This window comes from Acidovorax sp. A1169 (genome assembly GCF_030704685.1).
GTDB lineage: Bacteria > Pseudomonadota > Gammaproteobacteria > Burkholderiales > Burkholderiaceae_C > Acidovorax.
This window is the reverse complement of sequence record NZ_JAUZDX010000002.1, coordinates 103,041-122,710: the sequence shown is the minus strand read 5'-3', so window position 1 is coordinate 122,710 and position 19,670 is coordinate 103,041. Positions and strand designations below refer to the sequence as shown.

The following is a 19,670-nucleotide window of genomic DNA, read 5'->3' as shown; positions in this document are numbered from 1 at the left end:
TGCCGCCCTCACCGCCGGTCTGCTGGTACGCACCAGCCTGCGCATTCGACTTCGTGTGGACGCACTTCGGCTTCGAGGACGATACCGAGGAGATGACGGAACGCCGGCTGCGCCAGGCCAACCTGTTTGGCCCCGCCGGTTTCGTATCGGCCGACGATGGCGAGGTCATCGAATTCTCGCAACAGGGCTTCGAGCAAAAGCCCTTTCACCGCGCGCTGGCCGAACTGGGCGGGCGCGAGGTGGGCAACACCGACCACATGGTGACCGAGACCCTGATACGCGGCATGTACCGATACTGGCGCGAAGTGATTGAAGACGATGCTGCGCCGCAGGACAAGGCAGGCTGAGATGGACTTCGCCACCTACTACGCCTTGACCCAGCTCTATGCCGACTACGCCAGCGCCGTCGATTCCGGCGACTGGGACCTGTGGCCTGGATTCTTCACCGACGACTGCAGCTACCGCCTGCAGCCGCGCAAGAACCACGAGCGCGGGTTTCCGCTGGCCACGCTGTCGTTCGAGAGCAAGGGCATGCTGCGGGACAGGGTCTACGGCATCAAGGAGACGCTGTTCCACGACCCCTACTACCAGCGCCACATCATCGGCGCGCCGGTGGTGCGCCAGCTCGACGGCGAGCGCATCCACTGCGAGGCCAACTACGCCGTGCTGCGCACCAAGCTGTCGCAGGCGACCACGGTATTCAACGCAGGCCGCTACATCGACGAGGTGGTGCGCACGCCCGATGGCCTGAAGTTTGCGAAGAAGCTCGTCGTCTACGACAGCGAAATGATCCCCAACTCGATCATCTACCCCATCTAGGAGCCATGCCATGAGCGACGCCACCACCCTGCAATGGACCGACGCGGCCGCGTTCGACGACGTGCCGCAGGACGACGTGATCGGCCTGGCCGTGGAGGGCCGCGATATCGCCCTCTACGGTGTGGAGGGCGCGGTCTACGCCACCGACAACCTGTGCACCCACGGCTACGCTCGCCTGTGCGACGGCTTTCTGGAAGGCCACGAGATCGAGTGCCCGCTGCACCAGGGCCGGTTCGACGTGCGCAGCGGCGCGCCCACCTGCCAGCCCGTGACCGATGCGGTGCGCATTTACCCCGTGCGCATCGAGGGCGGGAGGGTGTATCTCGCACTGGGCTTAGCCGGCCCCTACTATCATTCCCCATGGACCGCATTCTCTACACCTACTTCCGCAGCTCGGCCGCCTACCGGGTGCGCATCGCGCTCAACCTCAAGGGCCTTACGGCTACCCACATCCCCGTGCACCTTGTGCGCGATGGCGGCGAGCACCTGAAGCCTGAATACAAGGCCATCAACCCGCAGGGCCTGGTGCCCGTGTTCGGAGAGGACGGCATGCGCGTGAGCCAGTCGCTGGCCATCCTCGAATACTTGGAAGAAAAATACCCCGCCACGCCGCTGCTGCCCAGCGCCCTGGCCGACCGTGCCTACGTGCGGCAGCTGGCGCTGGTGATCGCCTGCGAGATCCACCCGATCAACAACCTGCGGGTACTCAAGTACCTGACCGGTACGCTGGGCGTGGCCGACGCGGCCAAGAGCGACTGGATCAAGCACTGGATCGCCCAGGGCTTCGAGGCGCTGGAGGCCGAGATCACAGCCGCAGGCAAAGCGGGCGGCTTCTGCTTTGGCGACACCCCCACCCTGGCGGACTGCTGCCTGGTGCCGCAGGTCTTCAACGCCCGGCGCTTCGAGGTGGACCTGTCGCCCTATCCCACGCTGCTGGCCATCGAAGAGCGCTGCGCTGCGCTGCCGGCCTTCCAGCAGGCGCACCCCTCCGTGCAGTCAGACGCTCAATAGCGGGTTCAGCGCACCGGGTTGGCCTCCAGCCAGGTGCGCAGGCGCCGCACGCCTTCGACCAGGCGCGCCGGGTCCTTGGAGGCAAAGCACCAGCGCAGCCAGCCCTGGGCTTCGGCGCCAAAGGCATTGCCCGGCGCCAGGCCCAGGCCGGCCTCGGTCACCAGGCGCTTGGCCAGGGTGAGTGAGTCATGGAAGCCTTCGATCTGGAAGAAGGCATACATGCCGCCACGCGCCGGCGTCACCTTGACGCCGGGTACCTCGGCCAACAAGGGCACCAGCGTGTCGCGGCAGTCCTGCAGGTGCGCCATCACCCTCGGCGTGATCTCCTCGCTGTGTTCCAGCGCAGCCAGGGCCGCGCGCTGGGTGAACACGCTGGCGCACGAGGTGTTGAACTCGATGACCTTGGCGATGCCATCCACCAGCGCGGGCGGCAGCACCAGCCAGCCCAGGCGCCAGCCGGTCATCAGGAAGCTCTTGGAAAAGCTATGCGCCACCACCAGCCGGTCGTCGGTGCCGGCAATATCCAGAAAACTCGGTGCACAGCGGTTATCGGTGGGTTCGTAGTACAGGCGCTCGTAGACCTCGTCGGCCAGGATCCAGGTACCCGTGCTGCGGCAGTGGTCCAGGATGCGCTGCTGCTCGGCGCGCGTGAGCGTCCAGCCCGTGGGGTTGTTGGGCGCGTTGACGATGAGCAGGCGGGTGTCCACGGTCACGGCGCGGCACAGGGCCTCGATGTCGAGGGTCCATTGCCCGTCCGCCGCCGTGAGCGGCAGGGTGCGCACGCGCGCGCCCAAAATCACCGGCTGCGCCACCAGGTTGGGCCACACGGGCGTGACCACCACCACCTCGTCGCCCGCATCCACCAGGGTCTGCACGGCCAGCATGAGCGCGCTGACACCGCCCGAAGTGATGGCGATGCGGCCCGCGTCCACCGCCGGGTGCAGGGCGCTGGTGTAGGCCGCCACGGCCTCGCGCAGTGCGGGCAGGCCCAGGTTGTGGCTGTAGAAGGTCTCGCCGCGCTGCAGCGACTCGATGGCGGCGTTGCGCACCACCTCGGGGGTCACCTCATCGCTCTCGCCGAACCAGAAGGCCAGCACATCGTCGCGCCCCAGGCCGGCATTGGCGACCTCGCGGATCATGGAGGGTTCGAGGGTCTGGATGGTCTCACGCATGGTCAGGGAGCAGCGGTCGGTAAAGGGACTGCAAGCGTAGCGTGTTTTCAAGGTGCTTGATCGCCGCCTTGTATTTCCCACCAACGCTCACCCATCTGCTGCTGAAGCCATTCGATGAAGCTCACCACCTTGGCCGGCACCATGCGCGGCGAGGGGTAGACGGCATGGATCTCCTGCGGCGGCAGCATCCAGCCGGGCAGCACCGGCACGACGGCGCCGCCCTCGAGCGAGCCATGCGCCACGTAGGTCGGCAGCGCTGCGATGCCCATGCCGCCGCGCGCGGCCGCGAGCAGGGCCGAGAGGTTGTTGGAGCGCAGCGGCCCGGCCACCGGCACCGTGAGCGCCGCACCCGAGCCATTGCCCAGGTGCCAGCGTGCATCGCCCTGTGCAGTGCTGTAGATGAGCGCGTCGTGCCGTGCCAGGTCGGCCGGCTCGACAGGCGTGCCGCGCTGCGCCAGGTATCCAGGCGAGGCCACCAGCACCCAGGGGTTGAGCCCCAGGTAGCGCGCGCCCAGCGTGGAATCGGCCAGGCGCCCCATGCGGATGGCGACGTCGATGCCCTGCTCCACCAGGTTCACGTAGCGGTCCTCGAAGACCAGCTCGATCTGCAGGCGCGGATTCTCGCGCATGAAGCGCATGACCAGTGGCACCAGCACGCGCCGCCCGAAGGCCACCGAGGTGCTGATGCGCAGCCCGCCCTGCACCTGGGACTGCAGCAGCGCGGCCACGGTCTCGGCCTCTTCGACATGGTGGGTGATGAGCTTGCACTTGGCGTAGTACAGGCGGCCGATCTCGGTGGGCGACACGCCGCGGGTGCTCCGGTGCAGCAGGCGCGAACCGAGCTGCTTTTCGAGCTGGGCCACGAGCTTGGTGGCCGAGGGCTGGCCCACGCCCATCTCGGCGGCAGCCTTGCTGAACGAGCCCAGGTCGACCACGCGAACGAACAGTTTGACTCCGAGAAGGCGATCCATGGAAACGATTATCAGCAGCGCCCGGCGGCCGATTGCATTCCAAAAGGGAATAACGCTAATGCCCTGGATGCGGGTTCCGGGCTTTGGCCAATGCGGGGAGCATCCAGTCCATCAGTTTTCAAACCCCTTGACAGGAGACCCCGATGGCAACAATGAAGGCCGCCATGGCCGCCGTGCTGGTGATGGAGAAAGAGGGCATCACGCAGCTGTTCGGCGTGCCCGGCGCTGCGATCAACCCGCTCTATGCGGCGGTGCGCGAGCGCCAGTCGCTCACCCACATCCTGGCCCGCCACGTGGAGGCCGCCTCGCACATGGCCGAGGGCTATACCCGCGCCCGGGCCGGCAACATCGGCGTGTGCGTGGGCACCAGCGGGCCGGCCGGCACCGACATGATCACCGGCCTGTACTCGGCCATCGCCGACAGCATTCCCATCCTGTGCATCACCGGCCAGGCGCCGCGTGCCCGGCTGTACAAGGAGGACTTCCAGGCGGTGGACATCGAGTCCATCTCCAAGCCGGTGACCAAGTGGAGCGTGACGGTGCGCGAGCCGGCCCTGGTGCCGCGCGCCTTCCAGCAGGCCTTTCACCTGATGCGCTCGGGCCGGCCCGGGCCGGTGCTGATCGACCTGCCCTTCGACGTGCAGATGGCCGAGATCGAGTTCGACATCGACACCTACGAGCCGCTGCCGGTCTACAAGCCCGCCGCCACGCGCAGGCAGGTGGAAAAGGCGCTGGACATGCTCGAAGCCGCCGAGCGCCCGCTCATCGTGGCCGGCGGCGGCATCATCAACGCCGATGCCTCGGACCTGCTGGTGGAGTTTGCCGAGCTGACCGGCGTACCCGTGATCCCCACGCTGATGGGCTGGGGCACCCTGCCCGACGACCACCCGCTGATGGCCGGCATGTGCGGCCTGCAGACCAGCCACCGCTACGGCAACGCCACCTTGCTGGCCAGCGATTTCGTGATGGGCATCGGCAACCGCTGGGCCAACCGGCACACCGGCTCGCCCGAGGTGTACTGCAAGGGCCGCAAGTTCGTGCACATCGATATCGAGCCCACACAGATCGGCCGCGTGTTCAACCCCGACTTCGGCATCGTCAGCGACGCCCGGGCCGCGCTGCAACTGCTGGTGCAGGTGGCGCGTGAGCGCAAGGACACCCGGGGTCTGCCCGACCGCAGCGACTGGGCCGGCCGCTGCGCCGAACGCAAGTCGCTGATGCACCGCAAGTCGCACTTCACCGAGACCCCCATCAAGCCCATGCGCGTGTACGAGGAGATGAATGCCGTGCTGCCGCGCGACACCATCTACGTGAGCACCATCGGCCTGAGCCAGATCGCGGGCGCGCAGTTCCTGCACATCTACGGCCCGCGCCAGTGGATCAACTGCGGCCAGGCCGGCCCATTGGGCTGGACGATCCCTGCCGCACTCGGCGTGGTGGCGGCCGACCCGACGCGCACGGTGGTAGGCCTCTCGGGCGACTACGACTTCCAGTTCCTGATGGAAGAGCTGGCCGTGGGGGCGCAGTTCAACCTGCCCTACGTGCAGGTGCTGGTCAACAACAGCTACCTGGGGCTGATACGCCAGGCGCAGCGCGGCTTCGACATGGACTACTGCGTGCAGTTGGCCTTCGAGAACCAGAACGTGGCGCCGGGCGAAGGCGACCTGCGCAGCTACGGCGTGGACCACCAGGCCGTGGTGCAGGGCCTGGGCTGCCGCTCGCTGCGCGTAACCGACCCCGAGAAGATCGCTGGCGCCCTCACCGAGGCCCTGGCCCTGGCGCGTGAGCACCGCGTGCCGGTGGTGGTGGAGGTGATCCTGGAGAAGGTCACCAACATCGCCATGGGCACCGAGATCGACAAGGTCAACGAGTTCGAGGCCATCGACTGCCGCCACCCCGGCGGCCGCGCCGGCCTGGAACTCGCCGGCCTGCTCGACTGAACAAGATTCAAGGAGACACCCGCATGCCCCGCTTTGCCGCCAACCTGACCATGCTCTTCACCGAGCTGCCTTTCATCGACCGCTTCGGTGCCGCCGCGCGCGCCGGCTTCACGGCGGTCGAATTCCTCTTCCCCTACGCCTGGCCGGTCGAGGAGATCCGTGCCCAGCTCGACGCCCATGGCCTGCAGCTGGTGCTGCACAACCTGCCCGCAGGCGACTGGGGCGCAGGCGAGCGCGGCATCGCCTGCCTGCCGGGGCGAGAGGCCGAGTTCCGTGCTGGCGTGGCGCAGGCCATCGCCTATGCCCAGGCCCTGGGCGTGAACCAGCTCAACTGCCTGGCCGGCAAGGCGCCGGTCGATGCGTCCCCGGAGCTGCTGCGCCGCACGCTGGTGGAGAACCTGCGCTTTGCCGCGCAGGAACTGCGCCAGGCCGGGCTGCGCCTGCTGGTCGAGCCCATCAACACCCATGACATTCCGGGCTTCTTCGTGAACACCACGGCCCAGGCAATCAGCCTGCTGGACGAAGTGGATGCCAGCAACGCCTTCGTGCAGTACGACATCTACCACGCCCAGCGCATGGAGGGCGAGCTGGCCGCCACGTTAGCCAAGCACCTGGCGCGCATAGGCCACATCCAGCTGGCCGACAACCCGGGCCGCAACGAGCCGGGCACCGGGGAAATCAACTACCCCTGGCTGTTCAGGCACATCGACGCCATCGGCTACACGGGCTGGATCGGCTGCGAATACAAGCCCGCCACCACCACCGAAGCCGGCCTGGGCTGGCGCGAAGCGCTCACCCAATCCTGATTTCACTTTCCGGACGCAACCTCATGACCTCCACTTCCCTCAAGATCGGCTTCATCGGCCTGGGCACCATGGGCGCGCCCATGGCGCAGCACCTGATCCAGGCCGGCCACCAGCTCTTCGTGCACACCCGCGGGCGGGTGCCGCCCGCCATTGCCGAGAGCCGGGCCACGCAGTGCGTCACGGCGCGCGGCGTGGCCGAACGCGCCGACATCATTTTCACCATGGTGCCCGACACCCCGCACGTCGAGGCCGCCCTGTTCAGCGAGAGTGGCGTGGCCGCTGGTCTCAGCAAGGGCAAGACCGTGGTGGACATGAGCTCGATCTCGCCCATCGCCACCAAGGACTTCGCGCAGCGCATCAACGCCCTGGGCTGCGACTACCTCGATGCACCCGTCTCGGGCGGGGAGGTGGGCGCGAAGAACGCCACGCTGTCCATCATGGTCGGCGGGCCGGACGCGGCGTTCGCGCGCGTCAAGCCGCTGTTCGAGTTGATGGGCAAGAACATCACCCTGGTTGGCGGCAACGGCGACGGGCAGACCGCCAAGGTGGCCAACCAGATCATCGTGGCGCTGAACATCGAGGCCGTGGCCGAGGCCCTGCTGTTCTCCGCCAAGGCCGGTGCCGACCCGGCGCGCGTGCGCCAGGCGCTGATGGGCGGCTTCGCCTCGTCGAAGATCCTCGAAGTGCATGGCGAGCGCATGCTGCGCCGCACCTTCGAGCCCGGCTTTCGCATCGAGCTGCACCAGAAGGACCTGAACCTGGCACTGGCCAGTGCGCGTGCCCTGGGCGTGGCCCTGCCCAACACCGCCACCGCGCAAGAGCTGTTCAACACCTGTGTGGCGCATGGCGGGGCGGCCTGGGACCACTCGGCCCTGGTGCGCGCGCTCGAAGCCATGGCGAATTTCGAGATCGGCCAGCCGGCCGCCCGCTGAAATGCAGCCGCCCACCCCGCAGCAGGACCTGTTGCGCCGCATGTTCGACGCGGCCATCGCCAGCGCCCAGCCTGCCCTGTGCGTGCCGCCGCACCTGCCCTCCCCTGCGTCGCTGGGCCCGGGGCGCCTGGTCGTCATCGGCGCGGGCAAGGCTTCGGCCGCCATGGCGCGGGCGGTGGAAGACCACTGGGATGGGCAGATCTCCGGGCTGGTCGTCACGCGCTATGGCTACGCCGTGCCCTGCCGCCATATCGAGATCGTGGAGGCCGCCCACCCCGTGCCCGACGCCGCCGGCATGGCCGCCGCGCAGCGCATGCTCGACTGCGTGGCCGGCCTGCGCGCGGACGACCTGGTGCTGTGCCTCATCTCGGGCGGCGGCTCGGCCCTGCTGCCCTTGCCGCTGCCCGGCATCACCCTGGCCATGAAGCAGGAGGTAAACCGCGCGCTGCTGCATTCGGGCGCCACCATCGCCGAGATGAACTGCCTGCGCCGTCACCTCTCGGCCACCAAGGGCGGGCGGCTGGCGCTGGCCTGCCATCCGGCGCGTGTGCTGACCCTGCTGCTGTCGGACGTGCCCGGCGATGCGCCCGCCGACATCGCCTCCGGCCCCACCGTGGGCGACCCCACGACCTGCGCCGATGCGCTGGACATCGTGCGCCGCCACGGCATTGCACTGCCGCCCGCCGTGCGCGAGGTGCTGGAGTCGGGTCGGGGCGAGTCACCCAAGCCGGGCCACCCGCACCTTGCTCGCAGCGAGGTGCGCATGGTCGCCACGCCCCAGATGGCGCTGGAGGCTGCTGCCGAGGTGGCGCGCCAGGCCGGGTACACCCCGTACATCCTGGGCGATGCGCTGGAGGGCGAGGCGCGCGACGTGGGCCGGGTGCTGGGCGGCATGGCGCTGCAGGTGGCGCAGCGCCAGCAGCCGTTTGCGGCGCCCTGTGTGCTGCTCTCTGGCGGCGAGACCACCGTGACCGTGCGCGGCGATGGCTGCGGTGGGCGCAACGTGGAATGCCTGCTCTCCATGGCGCTGGCATTGCAGGGCCACCCACGCATCCACGCACTGGCTGGAGACACCGACGGCGTGGACGGACAGGAAGAGATCGCTGGCGCGCAGCTCACGCCCACCACGCTGCAGCGCGCGCAGGCCCTGGGCATCCGGCCCGCCGATGCCCTGGCGCGCAACGACGGCCATGGCTTCTTCGGCGCACTGGGCGATGCGGTGGTGACCGGGCCCACGCTGACCAATGTGAACGACTTCCGGGCCATCGTGATTGATGCGCCCTGAAAGCGCTTGTACCAAGCGACGGTGGAATGTCCGATTCTGATGCCCGGTTGTCCACCGCGTGCATGGAGCCGAACACGCGCAAGGCCTAAGATTCGGGGATGCGCCGCCGAATCACTCCCCTGCCCCACCCCCTCTGTTCAGCCTGTCCAAGGTCCGCCGCATGAGCGCGCCCGCCGCCCTGCGCCCGCGCGACCTGGTGCTCGCGCTGCTCGTGATCCTTGTCTGGGGTGTCAACTTCGCCGTCATCAAGGTCGGCCTGGCCGGCGTGCCGCCGCTGCTGCTGGGGGCGCTGCGCTTCATGCTCGCGGCCTTCCCCGCGCTGCTTTTCTTCAAGGCGCCCAAGGTGCCGCTGCGGCTGTACCTGGCCTTCGGTCTGACCATGTCGGTGGGGCAGTTCGCCTTTCTGTTCAGCGCCATCCACGTGGGCATGCCCTCGGGCCTGGCCTCGCTGGTGCTGCAGTCGCAGTCGTTCTTCACGCTGGTGCTCACGGCCCTGTGGCTGCGCGAGCGCTGGCAGGGCAACCAGTTGGCGGGCCTGCTGCTGGCGGCCGGGGGGCTGGTGCTGATCGGCAGCGCGCATGGCGCCTCGATGCCGCTGCTGGGTTTTCTGCTCACGGTGGCCGCTGCGGCCATGTGGGCCTGCGGCAATATCGTGAGCCGGGCCGTGGGCCGCCACGGACCCATGAACCAGTTGGCCTTCGTGGTCTGGGCCAGCCTGGTGCCACCGCTGCCGCTGTTGGCGCTGTCGCTCCTGATCGAAGGGCCTGCCGCCATCTCCGCAGCGCTGCAGGGCTTCAGCCTGGCGTCCTTCGCCTCGGTGGCCTACCTCGCCTGGGCGGCCACGCTGTTCGGCTATGGGGTGTGGACCTTCCTGCTCTCGCGCTACCCCATCAACCGCGTGGCGCCCTTCACGCTGCTGGTGCCGCTGGTGGGCCTGACCACCGGCTGGCTGGCCTTTGGCGAGAAACTGCAGCCGGTGCACTTCGCGGGTGGCGCGTTGCTGATGCTGGGGCTGTTCGTCAACCTCTTCGGCGCACCGCTGCTGGCGCGGCTGCGGCCCGGGACCTGAGCAACGGCGCGGTGATACTGCGGCATGCTTAGGAGCCTGTCGGACCTGGAAATCGTTGGCTGCAAATCGGCCGCAGCGGTCCATTTTTCACCGTCTTCTTGCCCCATAGCCTGGCTATGGGACTGCGAATCCGGCAAAAACTGTCCTCGCTGGGGCCGATTTTCGCTTTCGACGCTCCAAGTCCGACAGGCTCCTGGCGCAACAGGTCTGCTGAATTGACATTGGCTCTTAAAACATATACATTAAATACATGTTTACGCGGCGCGGTAGGCAGCAAACCATCCAGAACCCTGGCCATTCGATCCCAGCGCCACTACTGGAATGCACCATGACCCACGACAACGACCTCGCTGGCAACCTCGACTCGCACCACACCGCCAACGGCTTCTCTGACCGCGTGGCCCTGTCCATCACGCTCGCGCTGCGCTTCCTGGCCGACACCTTCTTCGCCAAGCGCTACGGCAACCGCGCCATTGTTCTGGAAACCGTAGCCGCTGTCCCCGGCATGGTGGGCGGCATGCTCGTGCACCTGCGCTGCCTGCGCTGGATGGTGGACGACGCAGGCTGGATCCGCACCCTGCTCGACGAAGCCGAGAACGAGCGCATGCACCTGATGACCTTTGTGCAGATCGCCAAGCCCAACGGGTTCGAACGCGCCGTGGTGCTGCTGACCCAGGCCGTGTTCTTCGTCTTCTTCTTTGCTCTGTACCTGGTCTCATCGCGCACGGCACACCGGCTGGTGGGCTATTTCGAAGAACAGGCGGTGGTCAGCTACACCCTGTACCTGGAGGAGATCGACGCAGGCCGCGTGGAGAATATTCCCGCCCCGGCCCTGGCCATCGCCTACTGGAACCTGCCGGCCGATGCCCGGCTGCGCGATGTGGTGCTGGCCGTGCGTGCCGACGAGGCGGGCCACCGCGACGTGAACCACGGGTTTGCCGATGCGCTGGACGGCACCGCAGCCGTGCAGCACGCCAACTGAGACAATCCGGCGCAATGCCACCCTGCCCTGCCCCATGCGCCTGACCCTGTTCACCGACTACTCTCTGCGCGTGCTGCTCGTGCTGGCTTCGCGCACCGAGGCCCTGGTCACCATTGCCGACATCACCGAGGCCTTTGGCATCTCGCAGGCCCACCTGATGAAGGTCACCCATGCGCTGGGCAAGACGGGCTGGGTGGACACGGTGCGCGGCCGCAATGGCGGCATGCGCCTGGCGGTGGACCCGCGCAAGCTCTCGCTCGGCGAGGTGGTGCGCCGGCTGGAGGCCGACTTCGCACTGGTGGAATGCATGGGCGAGGACAACCACTGCGTACTGACCGCCGGCTGCGGCCTGGAGGTGGCCCTGCGGCAGGCCACCGAAGTCTTCCTGCGCGAGCTCGACCGCTATTCGATCGCCGACCTGGTCAACACCAGCCCGGCGCTGGCGCAGCTGGCGCTGTGGCAACCCGTCACCTGGAAGGGGCTGGCGCAGCGTCCGGCCGCAGCGGACCGCGGCCACGCCTGAGCAAGCCCCCCTCAGTCCAGGGTGATGTTGTTGCCCTTGATGACGTTGACCCAGCGCTTGCCGTCCACCTGCAGCACACTGGCAAAGGCCTCGGGCGTTCCGCCGATGGGCACCAGGCCCATGCTGCCCAGGTACTTTTTGTACTCGTCGGACGCCACGATCTTCTGCGACGCGGCCGCCACCATGTCGATGGCGGCCTGCGGCGTGCCCTTCAGGGCAAAGATGCCATGCCAGGAGTCGCCCTCGAAGCCCGGGAAGGTCTCGGCCACGGTGGGCACCTGGGGCAGGGATTCGAGGCGCTGGCGGCTCGACACGGCCAGCGCCCGCACCCGGCCCGTGCGGATGAACTGCAGCACGTCGGCAATGGGGCTGAAGGCCGTGTCCACCGTGCCGCCCACGATGTCATTGAGCCCGCCGTCCTTGTAGGGCACATGGTTCATCGCAACGTTGGCGCTGTTGGCGAAATGCGCCATGGACACATGCGGCGCCGTCGCCACGCCATAGGACGCATAGCTCACCTTGCCCGGCTTGTCTTTGGCCTCCTTGATGAGGTCCGGCAAGGTCTTGAACGGCGAGCTGTTGGCCACCGTGATCACCAGCGGGATCGACAGGGTCTGGATCACCGGCACCAGGTCGCCCACCTGGTAGGGCAGCTTCTTGTAGACATAGGGGTTGATCGAGATCGTGCCGCTGGCGGTGTACAGGAAGGTGTAGCCATCGGCCGGCGCAGCCACGAACTGCTGCGTGCCGACTATGGTGCTGGCGCCCGGCCGGTTGTCGACGATGACGCCCTGGCCCACGGCCTTGGACAGCCGCTCGGCCCAGAAGCGCGCCATCACGTCGGGCGCGGTGCCGGCCGGGAAGGGCACGATCACCTTGATGGGGCGGCTCGGGTACTTGTCCTGCGCCAGGGCCGGGGTGGCTAGGCACGGCGCCAGCGCGAGCAGCGCCAGCCCCATGAGGCGACGACGGGGGGATGGTTGGGTTGCTGTCGTTGTCATGCTTGTCTCCTGTGGAATGGTGGTTCGTTACGGCAATGGCGCGGGTCTTCGCCCCTCGTAGGCCATTTGCAGCAGATGGCGCACGGCGCCCTTCTCCAGCGGCCGGGGGTTGGGGTACTGCTGGGTCAGGGCCAGGTCGCAGGCCGTGTCGAGGTCGGCTTCGCGCAGGCCCAGGTCACGCAGGGCCACGGGCGCGCCCAAGTCCTCTGCCAGGTCGAACAGCGCGCCGGCCACGTCGCCCGGGTCCACGCCAAGGGCGCGCGCGATGCGCTGCGCGGCATCGGGCACATGGCCCAGGTTGAAGGCCAGCGCATGGGGCAGCACCACGGTGTGGGTCTCGGCGTGCGGCAGGTTGAAGCTGCCGCCCAGGGTGTGGCACAGCTTGTGGTGCAGGGCCACGCTGACATTGCCCAGCACGCTGCCGCACAGCCAGGCGCCGTACAGGGCATCGCTGCGCGCCGTGCGGTCCGCTCCGTCGCGGTGCAGGGCCGGCAGCGCCTGGGCCAGCGCGCGGATGCCCTCTTCGGCGATCAGGTCCATGACAGGGTTGCTGTCCTGCGCGTACAGGCCCTCCACCGCATGGGCCATGGCATTGATGCCGCTGGTGATGCTCAGCGGCACGGGCAGCGACAGCGTGAGCTCGGGGTCGTAGATCACCGTGCGCGGCATCACTCGGGCATCGCGGCCGGTGGTCTTGAGGCCGGCTTCGGTGATGCCGTAGATCGGCGTCATCTCGCTGCCTGCGTAGGTGGTCGGTATGGCCAGGATGGGCAGGCCCGATTCGAGCGCAATCGCCTTGCCCAGGCCGATGGTGGAGCCGCCGCCGATGGCGACGGCGCAGTCGGCCCCCAGCCGGCGCGCCTCGTCGCGCGCCGCCCGCGCGGCCTCGATGGGCACATGCATCTCGGCCCGGGCGAAGACGCCAGCCGCGCGCGCACCCAGGCGGTCTGCCACCTGCTGGGCCTGGGCCACCTGCCCGGGCGTGCACAGCACCAGGGCGCGCCGCGCGCCAAGCAGGGCGATCTCGCGTTCGAGGTGGGCCAGCGCCCCGGCGCCGAACACGGTGCGCGGCGACTGGTGGCGGTAGATGAAGTCGTGCATGGGGTGGTTCTCCAGCGGCGCACTCATGCCGCAGTGACCGGGTAGTCCACCTGGTAGCGCGCGGTGCGCATGGCGCCCAGCTCCGCGCGCACCCGCAGGTGCTCGGGGTGCTCGGCATAGGCGGCCAGGGCCTCGGGCGAATCGAACTCGCTGTAGAGCACCACGTCGCAGGCGTAGCCGGTGCGGCTCACGTCCACGCCGATTTCCAGGTGCCGCAGCCCAGGGATGCGCCCCTTGAGGCTGCCGAAGCTGGCGCACAGGCGCTCGATGTTGTGCTGCCGTTCGGCGGGTGTGTCGCCCTGTACATTCCACATCACGATGTGGCGGATGGTGCTGCGGGTGATGTGGCTCATGCAGGGACTCCCGCCTTGGCAGGGTTGAGCACGAAGTCGTACGCGAGCAGGTAGCTGCCATCGGGTTGCAGGGCCCAGTCGCACACCAGGGACTGGCGCACACCGAACACCGCGTCGGAGTCGAGGTAGTCGCTGTCCTGCCGGAAGACGTGGGTGATCAGCGTCTCGTAGCCCGGCGCCTTCACCATGAAGTGCAGGTGCGCCGGGCGCCAGGGGTGGCGGCCGGTGGCCTGCAGCATGGCGCCCACGGGCCCGTCGTGCGGAATGGCGTAGGGCACGGCGACGATGGAGCGAAAGTGGTAGCGGCCCTCGCCGTCGGCACGCAGCTGCCCGCGCGTCTGCGCCTGCTCCAGCGCCTCGTGCTGCACGTCGTACAGGCCGTCGTCGTCGGACTGCCAGACATCGAGCGTGGCGCCTGCAATGGCCTCGCCCCGCGTGCCACGCACCGTGCCGCGCACCTGGCAGGGCGTGCCCTTGGCGCCGTTGGCGATGTCGGCGCCCAGTTCGTACTGCGGTGCGTCCTTCACATAGAAGGGGCCGAACACCGTGGCCTCGGTGCAGCCTTCGGGCTTGTGGTTGTTCATGGCCACGTTGAGCATGGACAGGCCCAGCACGTCCGACAGCAGGATGAACTCCTGGCGCTTGTCGTCGGTGATATGGCCGCAGCGGGTGAGGAACTCGATGCCTTTGAACCACTCGCCCTCGGTCAGCTCCACCTCGCGGGCAAAGGCATGCAGGTGCTGCACCAGGCTGATGAGAATTTGCTTCAGGCGCGGGTCGGCAGTGCCCGCAAAGCTGGCGATGACCGCCTGGGTGATGTTGTCCTGGTCGAGGTTGCGCATGGTTCCTGTCTCCGCCGTGGTGTTCGCTGGCTGTGAGACCGGACTGTATGATTTCCACAAAACAATATAAACAGGTCAAAATGGAATGAAGATTTCCAATAAATGAAAATATGGACCGCCTTACCGAGTTGGAGTTGTTCATTAAGGTCGCCGAGGTGGGCAGCATGGGCGGTGCGGCCGAGGCACTGGGGTTGTCCAACCCCGCAGCCAGCCGCCACCTGGCGTCGCTCGAAGGCCGGCTCAAGGCGCGACTGGTGGAGCGCAACACCCGGCGGCTGTACCTGACGAGCGAAGGCCAGGAGTTCTACGAGCGCGCACGCGCCGTGCTCGCCGAGCTGCAGGACGCAGAGACGGCCATCAACTCCAGCACGCTCAAGCCTTCGGGGGTGCTGCGCGTCAGCGCCTCGCTGTCGTTCTCGATGCAATTGATCGCCCCGCGCCTGGCGCAGTACCACCGGCTGTACCCGCAGGTGCGCGTGCACATCGAGGCGGCCAACCGCTACCTGGACATGATCGAAAACGGCATCGACGTGGCGATCCGCAACCGCGAGTTTGAGCCCGACAGCAGCATCACCATCCGCAAGCTGGCCTCCACGCGCCGGGTGCTGTGCGCATCGCCGGCCTACCTGGCATCGCGCGGCATGCCCCAGTCGCCGGACGAACTGGCCGCGCACGACTTTTTGATCTACGTCTACGCCAACCATGCACACGAGCTGCGCCTGAGCCGCGGCGCGGAAAGCTGCGCCGTGCCCATCCAGGGTCTGCTCGAATCGAACGATGGCCAGGTGCTGCGCGCCGCGGCGCTGAGCGGGCTGGGTATCCTGGTGCAGCCGAGCTACATCGTCTACGACGACATCGTGGCCGGGCGGCTGGTGCCCGTGCTCAACGACTGGGACCTGCCGCGCATCCAGATCAACATCGCTTACCCGAGCCGCAAGCACCTCTCGGCCAAGGTGCGCTCCTTCATCGACTTCATGGCTGAAGAGTTCGAGAAGAACAACTACGAGCGCAAGTGGACCAGCTACATGGGCCTGCGCTGAACCTAGTCCACTGAAACCGAGAAATCGGCTGTGCGTGAGGGTCTGGCAGGGCCGCAATCTAGGCGGCGGGCGCAGCCGGGTTGCACACCCGGCGAGCACGGCAACGACGAGTGCGGCCCTGCCAGACCCTCACCCTGCGGGCCGGGGTGGCAGCGGGCGCATCGCGGCGTTGCGGGCTTTGCCAAGGCGGCCAGCCTTGGCCGCAGCCCGCGCCTTGCGCTGCATCCCGCTGCCACCCCGGCGCACAGCCAATTTCTCGGTTTCAGTGGACTGCCCGGGTGCCGAACTGGCTGTGCACCCAGCTGCGCAGCATCTGCGTGGCCGGCCGGTCGGCCGCGCGTGGGCTGTAGACCAGGTCGTAGCGGTAGCTGTCCACCGCGAGCGCGAAGGGCTGGACCAGCACGCCCGAGCGCAGCTCGTCTGCCACCAGCGTCAGGCTGAGCAGGCCCACGCCCTGGCCCGCCACGGTGGCCTGCACGGCATGCATCTCCTCGGTGAACGACAGCCCCGCATCCGGGGGCGCGTCGCCGACCAGCCCTGCCTGCTGCAGCCAGGTGCGCCAGACCGGCGCGAGCGACTCGTCGCGCGGCGCCTGGCCCCATTCGAAATGAATCAGCGGCACGGCACCCAGGTCGCGCAGCGCCACTGCCCCCAGGGCGGGGGTGCACACGGGGGCAAAGCGGTCCTGGAACAAGGGCTCCACCACCATGTCGGCATAGCGCCCGTTGCCGTAGCGGATGGCAGCGTCGGCCTCGGTGTCGAGGTCCACCACCCGGTGGCTGGCGTCCAGGCGCAAGGCCCAGCCCGGGTGCTGTGTGCTGAACGAGCCGACGCGCGGCGCCAGCACCTTGGCCATGAAGGCCACGGTCGATGACAGCGTGGCCGTCTGCGCCTGGCCCTCGGTGCGGCGCACGCGCTCGACCGCGCGCTCGAAGCTGTCCAGCCCATCGCGCAGCACGGGAAACAGCTGGTGCCCCGCAGCCGTCAGCGACACCTGGCGCGTGCCGCGCTCGAACAGGCGCACGGCCAGGTGCTCCTCCAGCAGCTTGATCTGGTGGCTCACCGCCGTGGGGGTGACATGCAGCTCGTCGGCCGCGTCCTTGAAGCTCAGCCGCCGGGCGGCGGCCTCGAACACCCGCATGGCGCCCAAAGGGGGAAGTCTGCGCATGGCGACAGTTTAGTTCTACTCATCTGTCGGCTGAGAAATCAGCCTTTGTCGGACTCTCTCGGCTTCTGGACACTGGCGGCATGTCATCACTCTCACAGATACATGACACAACCCCGTTCATCCATCAAGGAAGCCATCATGCCACTCACGCAAGTCCACACCCAGCCCGACCCCTATGCCCCCTTCCTGCTATCACAGGCTATTGCCCTGGGCAACCTGGTCTTCGTCTCGGGCCAGGCGGCCATTGGCGACGACGGCGCCATCGTCGGCAAGGGCGACTTCGATGCCCAGGCTGAACAGGCCTTCCAAAACCTCGACCGCGTTCTCAAGGCCGCCGGCACGGACCTGCGCCATGTGGCGAAGGTCACGATCTTCCTGACCTCCATGGCGCACTTTCCGAAGATCGTGGAGCTGCGCCGGAAATGGTTTTCTGCGCCCTACCCGGCCGACACCATCGTCGAGGTCTCGGGCCTGTACTCGCCCGAGGCGATGATCGAGATCGAGGCCATCGCCACCCTCCCTGGAGCGCAGGCATGACGCGGCTGCTGTCGCCCGTCCGCATCGGCAGCCTGGAACTGCCCAACCGCCTGGTGGTCGCGCCCATGACGCGCGTCAGCGCAACACCAACGGGCGAGGCCACGGAGCGCATGTCGCGCTACTACGCGCGCTTTGCCCAGGGTGGCTTCGGCCTGGTGGTCACCGAAGGCATCTACACCGACCAGGCCTTTGCGCAGGGCTATGCCCACCAGCCGGGGCTGAGCGACCGGGCGCAGGCCTGGCGCCCCGTGGTGCAGGCCATCCACGCGGCGGGCGGGCGCGTGTTCGCACAGCTCATGCATGCGGGCGCGTTGTCGCAGTACAACCGTTTTCGCGGCCACACGGCGGGGCCTTCGGCGGTGCGCCCGCTGGGGCAGCAGATGGCGCTTTACCGCGGCCAAGGCCTCTACCCGGTGCCCGTGGCGATGACCGAAACCGACATCGCCGAGGCCATTGCCGGCTTTCGCCAGGCGGCGCGGCTCGCCGTGGAGGTGGCCGGCTTCGACGGCGTGGAGGTCCACGGCGCCAATGGCTACCTGCTCGACCAGTTCCTCACAGGCCATACCAACACCCGCAGCGATGGCTGGGGCGGCGCCATCGGCCAGCGCGTGCGGCTGGCCTGCGAGGTGGTGCAGGGCGTGAAGCAAGAGCTGGGCACCACATCGCCGGTCGGGCTGCGCATCTCGCAGGGCAAGGTCAATGACTTCAGCCACCGCTGGCCCGAGACCGAGGGCGGTGCGGCCACCGTGTTCAGCGCCCTCGCCCAGTCGGGCGCGGACTACCTGCACGTCACCGCATTCGAGGCCTGGCGGCCGGCCTTCGCCGATGCGGGCGCCAGCCTGGTGCACCTGGCGCGCCGCCATGCGCCGGGTGTCACCCTCATCGCCAACGGCGGCCTGCACGATCCCGCGCGGGCCGCGAATGCACTGGACGATGGCGCCGACCTCGTGGCCCTGGGCCGCGGCGCGCTCGCCAACCCCGACTGGCCGCAGCGCCTGCGCGATGGCTTGGCCCCGCGCGCGTTCGATCCGGCACTGCTGTCACCACTGGGCGACCTCAAGGCGGCGGAATGCGAGACCGCAGACACAACCGGGTGATCGAAGGGCTGCGTGGCACTACTCGGCCTTCACCCCGGCGGCCTTGACCACGGCTTCCCACCGGGCCTTTTCCCTGGCGATCAGGGCGCCGAACGCCGGGGCCGTGGCCGGTGTCGGCTCGGCCCCTTCGCTGCCCAGGCGCTGGGCCACAGCCGGCGCCCCCAGGGCATCGTTGGTGCGCGCGTTGAGCCGCTGCACCACCTCGGCTGGCGTGCGCGCGGGGGCGACCAGGCCGTACCACTGGTCGGCCTCGAAGCCCTGTGTGCCCGGCACACCGGATTGCCCGACCGTGGGGACCTCGGGCAGCTGGGACAGGCGCTGGCGGCCCGACACGGCCAGGGGCCGGATCTTGCCGGCCTTGATGTGGGGCAGCAGCGCGGGTACGCCGGTGAACAGCATCTGCACCTGGCCCGCGAGCAAGTCGTTCACCGACGGTGCCGTGCCCTTGTAGGGCACGTGCAGGGCCTTCAGGCCCGTCTGCAGCTTGAGCAACTCCATCGCCAGGTGCGCAGCACTGCCATTGCCGCCGGAGCCATAGGCCAGCCGCTCAGGGTGCGATTGCGAGTACGCCACCAGCTCGGTCAGGTTGCTGGCCGGCACCGAGGGGTCGAGCACCAGCACGTTGGGCACCCGGGCCACCAGCGCCACGGGCGCGAACGCCTTGAGCGGATCGAAGCCGAGCTGCGGGTACAGCCAGGGGTTGACCGCCAGCGTGCCGGTGTGGCCCATGAAGAGGGTGTGGCCGTCGGGCGGCGAGCGGAGGGCACGCTCGGAGCCCAAGGTTCCACCCGCGCCCGGAACGTTCTCCACGATCACCGGCTGTCCCAGCGACTGACCCAGTTCCAGCCCCACGGCCCGCGCCAGGATGTCGCTGGAGCCCCCGGGCGTGAAGGGCACGATGATGCGCACGGGCCGCGAGGGAAAGTCGGCCGCCGCATGTGCAAGCCGCGCCATGGCGAGCAAGGGCAGACCCAGCAGAGGCAGGAATCGGCGCCGGGGCAGGAAGTCAGCCATGGGCTTG

Annotated in this window: 20 protein-coding genes and 2 pseudogenes; 14 read left to right on the top strand and 8 right to left on the bottom strand. The window is 68.4% G+C overall.

What is annotated here, in order from left to right; translation table 11 throughout:
• Positions 1–41: 41 nt before the first annotated feature.
• The 4 genes and pseudogenes from QYL93_RS03810 to maiA all read left to right on the top strand — a co-directional run.
• A pseudogene (locus QYL93_RS03810) lies at positions 42–347 on the top strand (salicylate hydroxylase); the annotation flags it as partial.
• A 1-nt stretch (position 348) separates the two neighbouring features.
• The gene (locus tag QYL93_RS03805; protein ID WP_305742414.1) at positions 349–819 is read left to right on the top strand and encodes an aromatic-ring-hydroxylating dioxygenase subunit beta; all 471 of its coding nucleotides are present in this window, start codon (positions 349–351) and stop codon (positions 817–819) included.
• 10 nt (positions 820–829) lie between these two features.
• Positions 830–1,150: pseudogene (locus tag QYL93_RS03800) on the top strand (non-heme iron oxygenase ferredoxin subunit); the annotation flags it as partial.
• Between the two features lie 29 nt (positions 1,151–1,179).
• Positions 1,180–1,830, top strand: a complete 651-nt coding sequence (maiA, locus tag QYL93_RS03795) for a maleylacetoacetate isomerase (protein WP_305742413.1) — start codon at positions 1,180–1,182, stop codon at positions 1,828–1,830.
• A gap of 5 nt (positions 1,831–1,835) precedes the next feature.
• Here the strand turns inward: maiA and QYL93_RS03790 are convergent, their stop codons facing one another.
• The gene (locus QYL93_RS03790) at positions 1,836–3,002 is read right to left on the bottom strand and encodes a pyridoxal phosphate-dependent aminotransferase (RefSeq protein ID WP_305742412.1); all 1,167 of its coding nucleotides are present in this window, start codon (positions 3,000–3,002) and stop codon (positions 1,836–1,838) included.
• A gap of 47 nt (positions 3,003–3,049) precedes the next feature.
• Positions 3,050–3,973: a LysR family transcriptional regulator gene (locus tag QYL93_RS03785; RefSeq protein ID WP_305742411.1), complete on the bottom strand. Its 924-nt coding sequence runs from the start codon at positions 3,971–3,973 to the stop codon at positions 3,050–3,052.
• A 143-nt stretch (positions 3,974–4,116) separates the two neighbouring features.
• On the opposite strand from QYL93_RS03785, the gene gcl reads away from it, so the two are divergent.
• The 7 genes from gcl (at position 4,117) to QYL93_RS03750 (ending at position 11,510) form a co-directional block, all read left to right on the top strand.
• Complete coding sequence (gene gcl, locus QYL93_RS03780) at positions 4,117–5,913, top strand: glyoxylate carboligase (RefSeq protein WP_305742410.1); 1,797 nt, start codon at positions 4,117–4,119, stop codon at positions 5,911–5,913.
• A gap of 23 nt (positions 5,914–5,936) precedes the next feature.
• Positions 5,937–6,719, top strand: a complete 783-nt coding sequence (gene hyi / locus QYL93_RS03775) for a hydroxypyruvate isomerase (protein ID WP_305742409.1) — start codon at positions 5,937–5,939, stop codon at positions 6,717–6,719.
• A 23-nt stretch (positions 6,720–6,742) separates the two neighbouring features.
• Positions 6,743–7,651: a 2-hydroxy-3-oxopropionate reductase gene (gene glxR, locus QYL93_RS03770; protein ID WP_305742408.1), complete on the top strand. Its 909-nt coding sequence runs from the start codon at positions 6,743–6,745 to the stop codon at positions 7,649–7,651.
• Between the two features lies 1 nt (position 7,652).
• Entirely contained in the window at positions 7,653–8,936 is a 1,284-nt protein-coding gene (locus QYL93_RS03765; RefSeq protein ID WP_305742407.1) for a glycerate kinase, read from the top strand.
• Between the two features lie 160 nt (positions 8,937–9,096).
• Positions 9,097–10,005: an EamA family transporter gene (locus tag QYL93_RS03760; protein ID WP_305742406.1), complete on the top strand. Its 909-nt coding sequence runs from the start codon at positions 9,097–9,099 to the stop codon at positions 10,003–10,005.
• 328 nt (positions 10,006–10,333) lie between these two features.
• The gene (locus QYL93_RS03755; protein ID WP_305742405.1) at positions 10,334–10,987 is read left to right on the top strand and encodes an alternative oxidase; all 654 of its coding nucleotides are present in this window, start codon (positions 10,334–10,336) and stop codon (positions 10,985–10,987) included.
• A gap of 34 nt (positions 10,988–11,021) precedes the next feature.
• Positions 11,022–11,510: an Rrf2 family transcriptional regulator gene (locus QYL93_RS03750; protein WP_305742404.1), complete on the top strand. Its 489-nt coding sequence runs from the start codon at positions 11,022–11,024 to the stop codon at positions 11,508–11,510.
• Between the two features lie 11 nt (positions 11,511–11,521).
• Here QYL93_RS03750 and QYL93_RS03745 read toward each other — a convergent pair whose 3' ends face one another.
• From QYL93_RS03745 to QYL93_RS03730, 4 genes are read right to left on the bottom strand one after another with little or no spacing between them, the layout of a single operon-like run.
• Positions 11,522–12,511, bottom strand: coding sequence for a tripartite tricarboxylate transporter substrate binding protein (locus QYL93_RS03745; protein WP_305742403.1), 990 nt, complete (start codon positions 12,509–12,511; stop codon positions 11,522–11,524).
• 27 nt (positions 12,512–12,538) lie between these two features.
• Positions 12,539–13,639, bottom strand: coding sequence for a maleylacetate reductase (locus QYL93_RS03740; RefSeq protein ID WP_305742402.1), 1,101 nt, complete (start codon positions 13,637–13,639; stop codon positions 12,539–12,541).
• Positions 13,636–13,965, bottom strand: coding sequence for a Dabb family protein (locus QYL93_RS03735; protein ID WP_305742401.1), 330 nt, complete (start codon positions 13,963–13,965; stop codon positions 13,636–13,638). Before QYL93_RS03735 ends, QYL93_RS03740 begins: the two co-directional genes overlap by 4 nt.
• Positions 13,962–14,807, bottom strand: a complete 846-nt coding sequence (locus QYL93_RS03730) for an intradiol ring-cleavage dioxygenase (RefSeq protein ID WP_305742400.1) — start codon at positions 14,805–14,807, stop codon at positions 13,962–13,964. The genes QYL93_RS03735 and QYL93_RS03730 overlap by 4 nt, the downstream gene beginning before the upstream one ends.
• A gap of 110 nt (positions 14,808–14,917) precedes the next feature.
• Between QYL93_RS03730 and QYL93_RS03725 the strand changes: the two genes are divergently transcribed.
• Entirely contained in the window at positions 14,918–15,847 is a 930-nt protein-coding gene (locus QYL93_RS03725; RefSeq protein ID WP_305742399.1) for a LysR family transcriptional regulator, read from the top strand.
• 262 nt (positions 15,848–16,109) lie between these two features.
• On the opposite strand, the gene QYL93_RS03720 is transcribed toward QYL93_RS03725, so the two are convergent.
• The gene (locus tag QYL93_RS03720) at positions 16,110–17,015 is read right to left on the bottom strand and encodes a LysR substrate-binding domain-containing protein (RefSeq protein ID WP_305742398.1); all 906 of its coding nucleotides are present in this window, start codon (positions 17,013–17,015) and stop codon (positions 16,110–16,112) included.
• A gap of 138 nt (positions 17,016–17,153) precedes the next feature.
• Here QYL93_RS03720 and QYL93_RS03715 point away from each other — a divergent pair, with 138 nt between their 5' ends.
• Together QYL93_RS03715 and QYL93_RS03710 are read left to right on the top strand one after the other, a co-directional pair.
• Positions 17,154–17,552 (top strand): RidA family protein, encoded by a 399-nt coding sequence (locus QYL93_RS03715; RefSeq protein WP_305742397.1) that lies wholly within the window; start codon positions 17,154–17,156, stop codon positions 17,550–17,552.
• Positions 17,549–18,649 (top strand): NADH:flavin oxidoreductase, encoded by a 1,101-nt coding sequence (locus QYL93_RS03710; protein ID WP_305742396.1) that lies wholly within the window; start codon positions 17,549–17,551, stop codon positions 18,647–18,649. Before QYL93_RS03715 ends, QYL93_RS03710 begins: the two co-directional genes overlap by 4 nt.
• 18 nt (positions 18,650–18,667) lie before the next feature.
• Here QYL93_RS03710 and QYL93_RS03705 read toward each other — a convergent pair whose 3' ends face one another.
• Entirely contained in the window at positions 18,668–19,663 is a 996-nt protein-coding gene (locus QYL93_RS03705) for a tripartite tricarboxylate transporter substrate binding protein (RefSeq protein WP_305742395.1), read from the bottom strand.
• Between the last annotated feature and the right edge of the window lie 7 nt (positions 19,664–19,670).

Bases quoted from the DNA above. Each gene is read 5' to 3' on its own strand.
- glxR (WP_305742408.1), top strand. From the start codon at position 6,743: ATGACCTCCACTTCCCTCAAGATCGGCTTCATCGGCCTGGGCACCATG.
- QYL93_RS03750 (WP_305742404.1), top strand. From the start codon at position 11,022: ATGCGCCTGACCCTGTTCACCGACTACTCTCTGCGCGTGCTGCTCGTG.
- QYL93_RS03790 (WP_305742412.1), bottom strand. From the start codon at position 3,002: ATGCGTGAGACCATCCAGACCCTCGAACCCTCCATGATCCGCGAGGTC.
- QYL93_RS03765 (WP_305742407.1), top strand. From the start codon at position 7,653: ATGCAGCCGCCCACCCCGCAGCAGGACCTGTTGCGCCGCATGTTCGAC.
- QYL93_RS03725 (WP_305742399.1), top strand. From the start codon at position 14,918: ATGGACCGCCTTACCGAGTTGGAGTTGTTCATTAAGGTCGCCGAGGTG.
- QYL93_RS03730 (WP_305742400.1), bottom strand. From the start codon at position 14,807: ATGCGCAACCTCGACCAGGACAACATCACCCAGGCGGTCATCGCCAGC.
- QYL93_RS03735 (WP_305742401.1), bottom strand. From the start codon at position 13,965: ATGAGCCACATCACCCGCAGCACCATCCGCCACATCGTGATGTGGAAT.
- QYL93_RS03740 (WP_305742402.1), bottom strand. From the start codon at position 13,639: ATGAGTGCGCCGCTGGAGAACCACCCCATGCACGACTTCATCTACCGC.
- QYL93_RS03760 (WP_305742406.1), top strand. From the start codon at position 9,097: ATGAGCGCGCCCGCCGCCCTGCGCCCGCGCGACCTGGTGCTCGCGCTG.
- QYL93_RS03755 (WP_305742405.1), top strand. From the start codon at position 10,334: ATGACCCACGACAACGACCTCGCTGGCAACCTCGACTCGCACCACACC.
- QYL93_RS03785 (WP_305742411.1), bottom strand. From the start codon at position 3,973: ATGGATCGCCTTCTCGGAGTCAAACTGTTCGTTCGCGTGGTCGACCTG.
- QYL93_RS03720 (WP_305742398.1), bottom strand. From the start codon at position 17,015: ATGCGCAGACTTCCCCCTTTGGGCGCCATGCGGGTGTTCGAGGCCGCC.
- gcl (WP_305742410.1), top strand. From the start codon at position 4,117: ATGGCAACAATGAAGGCCGCCATGGCCGCCGTGCTGGTGATGGAGAAA.
- QYL93_RS03710 (WP_305742396.1), top strand. From the start codon at position 17,549: ATGACGCGGCTGCTGTCGCCCGTCCGCATCGGCAGCCTGGAACTGCCC.
- QYL93_RS03805 (WP_305742414.1), top strand. From the start codon at position 349: ATGGACTTCGCCACCTACTACGCCTTGACCCAGCTCTATGCCGACTAC.
- QYL93_RS03705 (WP_305742395.1), bottom strand. From the start codon at position 19,663: ATGGCTGACTTCCTGCCCCGGCGCCGATTCCTGCCTCTGCTGGGTCTG.
- hyi (WP_305742409.1), top strand. From the start codon at position 5,937: ATGCCCCGCTTTGCCGCCAACCTGACCATGCTCTTCACCGAGCTGCCT.
- QYL93_RS03715 (WP_305742397.1), top strand. From the start codon at position 17,154: ATGCCACTCACGCAAGTCCACACCCAGCCCGACCCCTATGCCCCCTTC.
- maiA (WP_305742413.1), top strand. From the start codon at position 1,180: ATGGACCGCATTCTCTACACCTACTTCCGCAGCTCGGCCGCCTACCGG.
- QYL93_RS03745 (WP_305742403.1), bottom strand. From the start codon at position 12,511: ATGACAACGACAGCAACCCAACCATCCCCCCGTCGTCGCCTCATGGGG.